Annotated in this window: 12 protein-coding genes; 6 read left to right on the top strand and 6 right to left on the bottom strand. The window is 61.5% G+C overall.

Annotated elements, in window-relative coordinates:
• The first annotated feature begins 63 nt into the window (after positions 1-63).
• From Q0897_RS11660 to Q0897_RS11680, 5 genes are all read left to right on the top strand, one after another.
• Complete coding sequence (locus Q0897_RS11660) at positions 64-2439, top strand: heavy metal translocating P-type ATPase (protein ID WP_299309628.1); 2376 nt, start codon at positions 64-66, stop codon at positions 2437-2439.
• A 9-nt stretch (positions 2440-2448) separates the two neighbouring features.
• Positions 2449-2892: a hypothetical protein gene (locus Q0897_RS11665; protein WP_299309629.1), complete on the top strand. Its 444-nt coding sequence runs from the start codon at positions 2449-2451 to the stop codon at positions 2890-2892.
• Positions 2893-2970: 78 nt separating this feature from the next.
• Positions 2971-3435 carry a DUF305 domain-containing protein gene (locus Q0897_RS11670; protein WP_299309740.1) on the top strand — a complete coding sequence of 155 codons (465 nt, stop codon included), beginning with the start codon at positions 2971-2973 and terminating at the stop codon, positions 3433-3435.
• A complete protein-coding gene (locus Q0897_RS11675; protein ID WP_299309630.1) occupies positions 3432-3926 on the top strand; it encodes a DUF6692 family protein in 495 nt (164 codons plus the stop codon). Before Q0897_RS11670 ends, Q0897_RS11675 begins: the two co-directional genes overlap by 4 nt.
• Positions 3923-4474, top strand: coding sequence for a cytochrome c (locus tag Q0897_RS11680; protein ID WP_299309631.1), 552 nt, complete (start codon positions 3923-3925; stop codon positions 4472-4474). The genes Q0897_RS11675 and Q0897_RS11680 overlap by 4 nt, the downstream gene beginning before the upstream one ends.
• A gap of 75 nt (positions 4475-4549) precedes the next feature.
• On the opposite strand, the gene arsH is transcribed toward Q0897_RS11680, so the two are convergent.
• The 6 genes from arsH to Q0897_RS11710 form a co-directional block, all read right to left on the bottom strand.
• Positions 4550-5311 (bottom strand): arsenical resistance protein ArsH, encoded by a 762-nt coding sequence (gene arsH, locus Q0897_RS11685; RefSeq protein ID WP_299309632.1) that lies wholly within the window; start codon positions 5309-5311, stop codon positions 4550-4552.
• Positions 5312-5325: 14 nt separating this feature from the next.
• Positions 5326-6396, bottom strand: a complete 1071-nt coding sequence (gene arsB / locus Q0897_RS11690; RefSeq protein WP_299309633.1) for an ACR3 family arsenite efflux transporter — start codon at positions 6394-6396, stop codon at positions 5326-5328.
• 21 nt (positions 6397-6417) lie between these two features.
• Positions 6418-6846, bottom strand: a complete 429-nt coding sequence (gene arsC / locus Q0897_RS11695; protein WP_299309634.1) for an arsenate reductase (glutaredoxin) — start codon at positions 6844-6846, stop codon at positions 6418-6420.
• 85 nt (positions 6847-6931) lie between these two features.
• Complete coding sequence (locus tag Q0897_RS11700) at positions 6932-7282, bottom strand: metalloregulator ArsR/SmtB family transcription factor (protein ID WP_299309741.1); 351 nt, start codon at positions 7280-7282, stop codon at positions 6932-6934.
• A gap of 310 nt (positions 7283-7592) precedes the next feature.
• Positions 7593-8855 (bottom strand): tyrosine-type recombinase/integrase, encoded by a 1263-nt coding sequence (locus Q0897_RS11705; protein WP_299309635.1) that lies wholly within the window; start codon positions 8853-8855, stop codon positions 7593-7595.
• Positions 8856-9406: 551 nt separating this feature from the next.
• On the bottom strand, positions 9407-10003 hold the full coding sequence (locus Q0897_RS11710; protein ID WP_299309636.1) for a lytic transglycosylase domain-containing protein: 597 nt from the start codon (positions 10001-10003) through the stop codon (positions 9407-9409).
• Positions 10004-10159: 156 nt separating this feature from the next.
• On the opposite strand from Q0897_RS11710, the gene Q0897_RS11715 reads away from it, so the two are divergent.
• Positions 10160-11089, top strand: a complete 930-nt coding sequence (locus Q0897_RS11715) for a toprim domain-containing protein (RefSeq protein ID WP_299309637.1) — start codon at positions 10160-10162, stop codon at positions 11087-11089.
• The last annotated feature ends 43 nt before the right edge of the window (positions 11090-11132 follow it).

Consider the following 11132-nt stretch of genomic DNA (forward strand, 5'->3'; position numbering starts at 1 on the left):
CTTCGAAACCAACGGCGAGCTGGTCGATGCCGGCGATTTCCCCACGACCGCGAGGATTTCGGCATGAAACAGACAAACGACAGTCGCGGACCTGACGAGTCCAAAACGCCCGGCACGGCGATCGATCCGGTCTGCGGGATGAGCGTCAAGATCGATGGCGCTAAGCACGTGGCCGAGCACAAGGGCTCCGAGCACTATTTCTGCTCTTCGCGCTGCCACGACAAGTTCCGAGCGGATCCAGAAATCTATCTATCAGGCGCTCATCTCGATGCCGTGGAAGAGGTGCCCGAGGGCACGATCTACACCTGCCCGATGCATCCCGAGATTCGCCAGCCCGGACCTGGCTCCTGCCCGATCTGCGGCATGGCGCTCGAGCCGGAAACCGTCAGCCTCGACGAAGGCCCCGATCCCGAGCTTGTCGATATGCGCCGCCGCTTCTGGTGGAGCGCGCTCCTGACCGTGCCGCTATTCGTCTATGCGATGAGCGACATGGTTTCGGGGCTCAGCTTCGATCGGCTGATCGAGCCTGCCCGAGCACAATGGGCGCAATTGCTTCTCGCCACACCGGTGGTGCTCTGGGGCGGCTGGCCGTTTTTCGTGCGTGCCCTGCAATCGCTCAAGACGCGCAATCTCAACATGTTCACGCTGATCGGTATCGGCGTCGGCATTGCCTATCTGTTCAGCCTGGTGGCGACGGCGCTGCCGGACCTGTTCCCGCCGGCCTTTCGCGATCATTCGGGTCGGGTGGGCGTGTACTACGAGGCAGCGGCGGTCATCACCACGCTTGTCCTCTTGGGGCAGGTATTGGAATTGAAGGCGCGCGGCTCGACGTCAAGCGCCCTTCGCGCGCTGCTCGAGCTCGCGCCGCCCTCTACTGTGAAGATCTTCAGCGAAGGCGAGGAACGCGAGGTGCCGCTCGATGAGCTGGCCACCGGCGACCGCTTGCGCGTGCGGCCTGGTGACAAGGTCCCGGTCGATGGCGAAATCGAGGAGGGATCGAGCGCAATCGACGAGTCGATGGTGAGCGGCGAACCCCTGCCGGTGACCAAGCGCGCGGGCGACACGGTCATCGGCGGAACGGTCAACCAGACGGGGGGCTTCGTCATGCGGGCCACCAACGTCGGCAAGGACACCATGCTGTCCAAGATCGTCCAGATGGTCGCCGAAGCGCAGCGCAGCCGCGCGCCGATTCAGCGATTGGCCGATCAGGTCGCGGGCTGGTTCGTGCCCGCCGTCGTCGTGGTCGCAATCGTCACTTTCGTGGTCTGGGCGATCTGGGGGCCGGCACCGGCTTTCGCCTATGCGCTGGTCAACGCCATTGCGGTCCTGATCATTGCCTGCCCCTGTGCGCTGGGGCTCGCCACGCCGATGTCGGTGATGACCGGCACCGGCAAGGGCGCGCAGCACGGCATCCTGATCCGCAATGCCGAGGCGCTGGAGACGCTCGAGAAGATCGACACGCTTGTGGTCGACAAGACCGGCACGCTGACGATGGGCAAGCCCGATCTGGTGGCGGTCGATCCTGTGCAAGGCATCGATGAAACCGAGTTCCTTGCCGCGGTCGCGGGCGTCGAGCTGGGCAGCGAGCATCCGCTGGCGCATGCGATCGTCGAGGGCGCGCGGGCACGGGGGATCTCGCCCGCCAATGCGACGGACCTGGCGTCGACTACCGGCGAAGGCGTCGAAGCGACCGTGAATGCTCGCCGGGTGGCGATCGGGAACGAGAAGATGATGCGCCGCGTCGGGATCGACGACGAGACCTGGCTGGGCTCGGCCGAAGCCGGACGCGCGCAGGGGCAAACGGTGATGTTCGTTGCATTCGACGGGCGCCGTGCAGGTCTGATCGCCGTGGCCGACCCCATCAAGCCGACCAGCGCGGCGGCGATCGCTGCACTCCACGCGCGCGGTATTCGCGTGGTCATGCTGACCGGCGACAGCCGGGGCACGGCCGAAGCGGTGGCGCGGGAAATGGGCATCGACGAAGTGCACGCCAATGTCTCGCCCGAAGACAAGCATCGCGAGGTGGAGAGATTGAAGTCCGAGGGGCGCCGCGTTGCCATGGCCGGGGATGGGATCAACGATGCGCCCGCCCTGGCGGCCGCCGATGTCGGCATCGCCATGGGCACCGGCACCGACGTGGCGATCGAGAGCGCCGGCGTCACGCTGGTGCGCGGCGATCTGACGGGAGTGGTTCAGGCGATCGTCCTGTCGCGCGCGACCATGCGCAACATCCGGCAGAACCTGTTCTTTGCCTTCGCCTACAACACGCTGGGTATTCCGGTTGCCGCCGGTGTGCTGTTTCCCTTTACCGGCTTGCTGCTGAACCCGATGATCGCTGCGGCGGCGATGAGCCTGTCCTCGGTTTCGGTGATCGGCAACGCGCTGCGCCTGCGTGGTCTGCGATTGTCGGCCATCGACGGCGTCGCAGAACAGTCCTGAGGAAAGCGTTTGGCGAAACTCGATAGACCCGAAATCTGGCTGGCGATTCACGGCTACTTGATCGCGTTTCTCTGGGAGATGCTGCAGATGCCGTTCTACGCGATGGGCGAGCTTTCTGCATGGCAGGTCACCGTCAATTGCAGCCTCGCTTCATTCGGAGACGCGGGCATTATGGTTTTCGCCTATCTCATCGCATCCTGGGCGGCGAATGATCGCTACTGGCTGCACAGCCTGAAGCCGCGTCCGCTGATTGTCTTTCTGGGAACCGGACAACTACTCACGCTTGTCATAGAATTCATCGCGTTACGCGCGCCATGGGGTTGGAACTATTCCGAGCGGATGCCCGTATTGTTGGGGATTGGACTGATCCCCCTGATGATGTGGACGGTCGTCCCGCTGCTCGCGCTCGCCCTCGCTGCCCGCTCACTGCGTGAACCGCCTGTCGATCGATGAAATAAATGGCAAGGAGGTTGTATGGCAGAGCATAAAACGAAAGGCGGAGGCGGAGGAAACTACATCCGCTTCATGGCGATGATCGGCACCTCGACCGTCGTGATGTTCATCCTCATGTACCTGAACACCTACGATGCCGATCACATCTTCTGGAGCGAGACCCGCTTCTGGATGGCCTTCGTCATGGGCGCGGCGATGATGGTGGTGATGCTGCTCTTTATGTGGGGTATGTACAAAAGCACTGCCAAGAACTTCGTTATTCTGGGTGTCGCCGCGCTCGTCTTCGCGCTCGCGCTGTGGCTGGTGCGCAGCCAGACCACGATCACCGACAGCGAATATATGCAGGCGATGATCCCGCATCATTCGATCGCGATCATGACCAGCGAGCGCGCCCATATCCGCGATCCTCGCGTGCGCAAGCTTGCGCATGACATCATCCTCGCCCAGCGGCGCGAGATCGCGCAGATGAAATACCTGATAGCCGACATCGAGGAGAACGGTGTGCGAACCATCGAGCGCCTGCCCGAGGAGGCGGAACAATGAGAATACTCGCGACGATCGCCGCCCTGACGCTACCCCTGGTCGCGTGCAACCAGAACACCGCCGTCGGCAATGATCGCGAGTCGCAGCTCGAACCGGCCCCCACACCCGCGCCGATCATGGGTGCCGCGTCAGCCTTGGAGAACGTCGCCACCGCGATCATAAAGCCGGAAACGATGAGCGGTGTCGATATCGAAGCACTCGGCGGAAAGAACGGGCGCTGCGCCGTCAAGCTTACCGAGGTCGGATTTCCGTCATTCCTCTACGAGCCCGATGGGCCCGGTGCCATCAAGCTCAACGGAAAGTTGATCGTCCTGCCGCATACGGGCGACGGGCGCTACGAGGACGGCGGGCTCATCGTAACGCTCCGGTCTGTTGACGCGATCGGCAACGCCGGCCTGCAGGCGATGGATATGATCGTCGTCCCGCCGCAAGCCAGCGACGAAATCGGTTATCGCGGTTACGTCCGGTGCTACGAAGGTGCCGCGGCATGAGCAAGACCTGGCGAGGCGTCCTGCTAGGTGTCGTCGGCACCCTGCTGGTGCTGATTGTAATAGGCCTGCTGGTGATTCTCACTGGCAGTTACAACGTCGCGGCAACCGACCGGCACACCGCGCTGGGTGAGTGGGCGCTGACGACGTCCATGCGCAACGCAGTGCAGGGAGCTGCCGACGACATCGAGGCGCCTGCCGAACTTGCACCGGCGATGATAATGGCCGGCGCAGGGGAATACAAAGCCATGTGCGTTCAGTGCCATGGCGGTATCGGCGAAGGTCGCGCGGAATGGGCCGAAACGATGCGCCCCAAGCCGCCCGCCCTTGCGCATGCTGCCCGGGAATGGAGTTCGGAAGAGATTTTCTGGCTGGTCAAACACGGTGTGAAAATGAGCGGAATGCCAGCCTTCGGTCCGACGCATGATGATCGGACGTTGTGGAATATCGCTGCGTTCGTAAAGGCGATGCCGGAGATGAGCGAGCAGGAATACTCGAGCTATGCGGTTGGCCATGTGGATCCGCCCGGCGCAGCGCCGCATCAGCATTGAGGGGCGGCTGAGTTGGACTTGCACAACATCTCCTTGGCAGAAGTACCGAGATGAGCGTGTGTCCCGTATGTGATTTCAGCTGGCACGTGAGCTCGGTCGGCTGCCCGCCAGCTCCGCTTTATCGACGGGGGTCTCCACTGGTCGATCCTTGTCCTTCCGCTCCGAATACCTGTCGACCAGCCGCTCCGCATGCGGCCGCAGAAGAACAGTGAACCGGACCAGCTCCTCCATCACATCCACGATGCGATCGTAATAGCTGGATGGCTTCATTCGGCCTGCTTCATCGAATTCCTCGTAGGCCTTGGCGACCGACGATTGATTCGGGATCGTGAACATACGCATCCACCGACCAAGGACGCGCAGCGTATTGATCGAGTTGAAGCTCTGCGAGCCGGCGCTGACTTGCATGACCGCGAGCGTCCGGCCCTGCGTCGGCCTAAGCCCTTTATAGGCGAGCGGAAGATGGTCGATCTGGGCCTTCATGATGCCGGTCATCTGGCCGTGGCGTTCGGGGCTGCACCAAACGTGTCCTTCCGACCAAAGTGAATGCTCGCGCAGTTCATGAACCGCGGGATGGTCGTCATCCTCTATCTGGTCGGGCAGCGGCAGGTCAGACGGGTCGAAGATCCGCGTCTCGCAGCCGAACAGCTGCAGGAGGCGCGCGGCCTCTTCCACTGCGAGCCGCGAATAGGACCGCTCCCGCAGCGAGCCGTAGAGCAACAGGATGCGCAGGGGTGGATCGACCGCGCCCAGTCCGAGCGCTGGGCTGCGATGGACATATTCGGAGTGCAAAGCGGGAAGGTAATCGGGATCGGACAGGGTGCGCAGACGGGTCATGGGCTCGCTTGAATTCAGGAAGCAGGGAAGCGGTTGCGGGTTTGGTTGGCGATGGCCACCAGCGACAGCATCACCGGCACCTCCACCAGCACGCCAACGACGGTTGCAAGGGCAGCGCCGCTGGTCAGGCCGAACAGCCCGATGGCAACCGCGACGGCGAGTTCGAAGAAGTTGGACGTCCCGATCATCGCGCAGGGCGCGGCGATGTTGTGCGGAATTCTCCAAGCGAAAGCCCAGGCATAGGCGACGGCGAAAATGCCGTAGGACTGGATGATGATCGGGATTGCGATCAGCCCGATCAGCAGCGGGTTAGAAACGATGGTTTCCGCCTGGAAAGCAAAGAGCAGAACCACCGTGGCGAGCAGACCGATGATCGACCACGGCTTGAGACGCTCGGTAAAGGTGTCGACCGACGCCGTTTCGCCTCCGTGACGCGAGATTACCCTTTGCCGGGTCAGGGCACCCGCTGCCAGCGGGACGACCACGTAGAGCACCACTGAAAGGAGCAGCGTGTCCCACGGAACGACTATGTCGGTTACGCCGAGCAGCAGCGCCACAATCGGTGCGAAAGCGACAATCATAATGAGGTCGTTCACCGACACCTGCACCAGCGTGTAAGCCGGGTCGCCCCTTGTCAGCTGGGACCAGACGAACACCATCGCGGTGCAAGGGGCAGCGCCCAGGATGATCAGTCCGGCGATATACTGATCGGCATCGCCTTCCGACATCAGTCCGGCATAGATGTAATCGAAGAACAGCACCGCGAGCGCCGCCATCGTGAACGGCTTGACCAGCCAGTTCACGACGAGGGTGATCACCAGCCCCTTGGGCTTGCGGCCGATGTTCTTGATGCTCGAGAAGTCGACACCGACCATCATGGGATAGATCATCGCCCAGATCAGCACTGCGACGACGAGATTGACCGAACCGTATTCCAGCCCAGCCAGCACGCCGACGGCGTCGGGCGCCCCCAAGCCCAATGCAAGGCCTGCCAGGATCGCAAGCAGCACCCACAGCGACAGGAAGCGTTCGAAAGTACCGAGCGGCGAGGCCGCCGGAGCGGGGTCAGCGATGGTCTGAGTCAACTTTTGCTTGTCCTGTATCGGTCAGAGCGCGCGCTTGCCTGCGGCATCCACAACCTGTTCGCCATCTTCCTTGGCAAAGGCGCCTCGTTGCTCGGTCGGAATGAGATCGAGAACTTCTTCCGACGGACGGCACAGTTTGACTCCGAGCGGCGAGGCCACCAGCGGCCGATTGATCAGGATCGGGTGGTCCATCATGGCATCAATCAGCTGGGCATCGGACAGGGCAGGATCGTCGAGGCCGAGCTCGGTGAAAGGCGTTCCTTTGTCCCGCAGCAGGTCTCGCGGCGAAATGCCTGCACGAGCCAGGAGGCTTTCGAGCATGGCGCGGGAGGGCGGCGTCTTCAGATACTCGATGACGTGAGGTTCAATCCCGGCGTTACGGATCATGGCGAGCGCATTGCGCGAGGTTCCACATGCGGGATTGTGATAGATGACGATGTCGCAGGTCATTCGGATAGCTCTGCACCGAACAGGGTGGAGTAGAACGCGATCGACTGGCCAAGGTCGGCTGCGCCCACGTGCACGTGTAACCGTCTCATGCGGACTTCCTTCTTTCTGATTGGACTGCTTGGGTCCCTCTAGCCTTCGGGGAGGCGCAGTCCGCGCCGCCGCAGCAATTTTCCATCAGGAAGCCCACCAAGCCATTCATTGCGCCGTAGTCGGCGGTGTAGATGAGCGAGCGGCCTTCCCGGCGCTGCTGGATCAGCCCCGCGCGCGTAAGGTGGGCCAAGTGAAACGATAGCGAGGAGTTCGGAAGGTCGAGCGCTTCGGCGATGCCGCCCGCCGGCATGCCGTGTTCGCCCGCCTGAACGAGTAGGCGAAACAGTGCCAGGCGGTGCTCCTGGGCAAGGGCGCCAAGAGCCTTGACCGCCGAAGAAGAGTTCATTTCCATGAAACTAGAAATGTAGGATCGGACATTTGGCGTCAAGAATTATTTCGATAATGATCGAAATACGTGCGATGGCATCGGATCTTGATGGTTGAATCGGGGCCCGCAAGTACGCTCAGCTAACGCCAAAAAGCGCTTCAAAAATTGCTGTCGAGTCCCAAAAAAGGCATCGAACCAATACCTTAGTGGACGTTTGCGGGCCCTTTCCGGGCTTTTTCAGAAAGCCGAATTGGGGAAGCGCCTGTTATTACGGCAGAAAGTACCCTGAATTGGATGCCTCTTTTGTCATTCGCGTCGAGAGCGAAATTTATCGGAGAGAATTCGCCTCCCGTACTTCGCTTTTCATGATCCGGTCGATCCGATTTCCGATCTTTTGCATGAGCGCGGCGTGCTCTTCCCGATATCGCGACTTGTTATACCCAGCAATGAGCTGGCCTCCGATGTTGGAGTGCCCGAGCATTGCAGAAATGACGTGGGGCGGGGCACCTAAGTCGCCGGCAATTGTCGCTGCTGTCCGCCGCAACGCATGAGCCGACCATCCGGTTACGGCACCCCTTTCCGCATTTCCTCTTAGCCATCGGCTCCAATTGATGAGCGGGCCGCCCTGTTCAGTCGTGAAGATTCGATCGAAAGGCTCAGGCCCGATATGCCCATCATCTGCATTTTCACTCCTCGCGCGGAGGAGATGCTTCTGTTGCTTCAGGACCTTGAGCGCCTGCTCGGAAAGTGGGATCTCCAGAGCCTCCTTCGGTTTGCCCTTCCGCCGCACTTGCTCGCGTGTGTCTTTCCGGCCCTCGCCCGGGATGATCCAGATCTTCTTCTTGAGATCGATCTGGTCCCAAGTTGCATTGGCAGCTTCGCTTCGGCGTGCCGCCGTCAGCAGAAGGAACAGGCAACAGCGGCCATATGCGTCATCAAGCGTGGGGAGCAGCTTCTTGAGTTCAGCCTCCGATAGCACCCGCTGGTGCGGTGCACCGGTAATAGGCTTCTCCAGATTAAACGGGCCGCGCATCAGGTCACGCTTGCTCGCCCATTTTATGACCGGACCTATGTAACCGGCCGCGCGGGCGGCCGTCACCTTGGCTGGATGAGCGTCGATTGCCAACTGAATCTCGGCCGAGCGCAGGTCGATTGCAGGTCGAGCCAGCATGGATCCGAAGAATGAGCGAAGATGCTTTTGCTGCACCTTGCCGGTCTTGAGCCCCGCGCCATTGCCAATCGTGAAGTAGGCATCAATGACCGAGCCAAATGTGCCTACGCCTTCGACAGCAGACAGCGCCTTGAGCCGAGCCGTTCGTCTGTCGGCCGTGGGGTCTGCACCATCCTTGATTGCGAGCCGAAGTTCTTGGGCCTTCTTGCGTGCATCTCCAAGACCGAGGCCATTGCCAACATCAAACCGCCGCATGATGCCACTGGCGCGCATGGCGAGCGACCAGGACTTTCCGCCTGACGGCGCTATTCGCAATCGCAGACCCGGGACGGCGCCGTCCACGAGCTCTATCGTGCGACTGGGGTGCGGCCTAGTCTTCGAAATCTGAAGGGCTGTAAGTGGAGCAACGCGTCTGGCCATAAGGAGATCAGTGGGTCAAAAAAAGGATTCACCTAGGATTCACCGTATGCGCGATTGCCCGGAACAATGCAAGAACAATCGGGAATGGGCTGAGCACAAAAAGTGTGGTCATATCAGCAGACTAAGAGACAACCTGGGACGCTACGGGGCGAGCCGGAAAGTGCCTGACCTACGGCTTTTAATCAGTAGGTCGCTGGTTCGAACCCAGCAGGGCTCACCACTATATTTATGATTTTCAACGAAAATCTTGAAAATTCCCGAACAATCCAAGCGTGAGGTTCGCCTCTAGGTAGCTCCCTAGGTAGCTCTTGGCTTTCATAAAGTTTTTTGATCCCGACGCGTCCATATGGGGCGTTTGGCGGTTTTGCGGGCGGTCCGGTGTGTTTGATCGGAGTCTTTCCGACTCGGCGATCAATAAACGACAAGCTATTTCAGCTGCGCGAATGCCCGAACCAACTCTGGTCAGCTCTTACGATTGGATCGGCATCTGAATTTGCGATCAGGCGACCAGCATCAAGAATCAGCGTGGAACTTATGAGATCCGTGTGGTTCTACAGCCGCCAGTGACGCAACACGTCCCGCACATATCGCGGTGTTTCGCCATTCTTCGGAATCCCGCCAGCGCGCCGCACCGCACCGGGACCGGCATTGTAGGCGGCGAGGGCGAGGTGGACTACCCCGAACTCGTCGAGCATCTGCCGCAGATAGCGGGCCGATCCTTCGAGGTTGGCGCGCGGATCGAAGCGGTTGGCGACCCCCAATTCACGCGCCGTACCCGCCATCAGCTGACCCAGACCACCAGCCCCTGCCTTGCTGACGGCCAGTGGATTGTAGCGCGACTCGGTCCAGACGAGCGCGTCGAGAAGTCCGCCGGGAAGACCAAATCGCGCCTCCATGGCAGCGACCTGCGGCAGGTAGATTGCGCGTCGATAGCTTGTTGCCTTGCTGCTTCCTGAGGGCCGGGCAGCGACTGTCGCCAAGGGCTGGGTGGTAGGCAGGGTCGCGGCGCTCCCTTCGGCGTTGACCTGACTCTGTCGGCCCCAGATCCCATGCTCGACCAGCCGGAATTCTCCGTCGAGGCCTTTTACCCGATAGCCATCATCGGCGGACGCCGGGAAAGCCCAAGCTATGGCGACCCCGAGGGCCATTGCAAACAAGCAGTTTCGTGTGCGCATCTTTCCTGATCCCGACTGGACGACTCGAATTAGAACATATATAGAACATTGATTGTTGGAAAGACCATGCGAGCGTGCAGAGTGGAGGCTGCACCGGGACGGGCATCGCTCACTTCGAAAGGCGCGCCCATGTTCCGAAAGTCCTCGATTTCACCGCTCGAACGCCGTGCCAGGCAGATCGTCGAAAAACTCGATGGGACTTGGCGCGGCCGGAAGGGCATGTGCTGCTGCCCCGCCCATGACGACCGCACGCCGTCGCTGAGCGTGACCCTGGGACGCCAGGCAATCCTGTTCCACTGCTTTGCCGGCTGCAGCAACGATGCGGTCCTTGCCGCACTTAATCACACCGGCGTCCGGTCGCGGGACCTGTTTGATGCTGACCAGACCGTCGATGAGAGCGATATCCGGCAGTCGGGCCCTGACCGGAATGCCTGCCGCCTGTGGCGCGAGGCCAGTGCTCTCTCTGAATCCCCGGCTGAAGCCTACCTGTGGGCCCGCGCGATCAAGGTGGGCTCGTCCGACCTCCGCTATCACAAACGCACACCGCTCGGCCCGAAAGGCGAGGCTCTGTTCCTGCCAGCCATGCTGGCTGCGGTGCGCAACGATGAAGGCGTCATCGCAGTCCATCGGACCTTCCTCGATCCGCAGCGTCATCGTCTTGCGGCGTTCGACCGGCCCAAGCGCGCACTGGGCAGCTTGCAGACCGGCGCGGTCCGTCTTGCCATGGCCCGGGGCGGCAGGCTGGGCCTGGCCGAGGGCATCGAGACCGCGCTCGCCGCAACCCAGCTTTCGGGCATCTCATGCTGGGCGACACTCGGCAACGAACGCTTTGGCCTTGTCACGATCCCTGACAGCGTGCGCGAACTGTTTCTTTTTCTCGATGCCGATGAAGGCGGCAATCTCGCGCAGGAACGTGCCTGCGGTGCCTATGCGGCTCCTGGTCGCCGGATCGTGATCCGGCGCCCGCGCAAGGCGGGCTATGACTGGGCCGATGTCCTGTCGGCCAGGGAAGGCAAGACCCGGTCCCGACAGACCAGAGGGGAGGAAGCTCCTGCCTGATTGAGGCCCCGACGAGGTGAGGGGCTCTTTCCTCAGGAGATCC

It is taken from the genome of uncultured Croceicoccus sp., from assembly GCF_947496385.1.
Taxonomy (GTDB): domain Bacteria; phylum Pseudomonadota; class Alphaproteobacteria; order Sphingomonadales; family Sphingomonadaceae; genus Croceicoccus.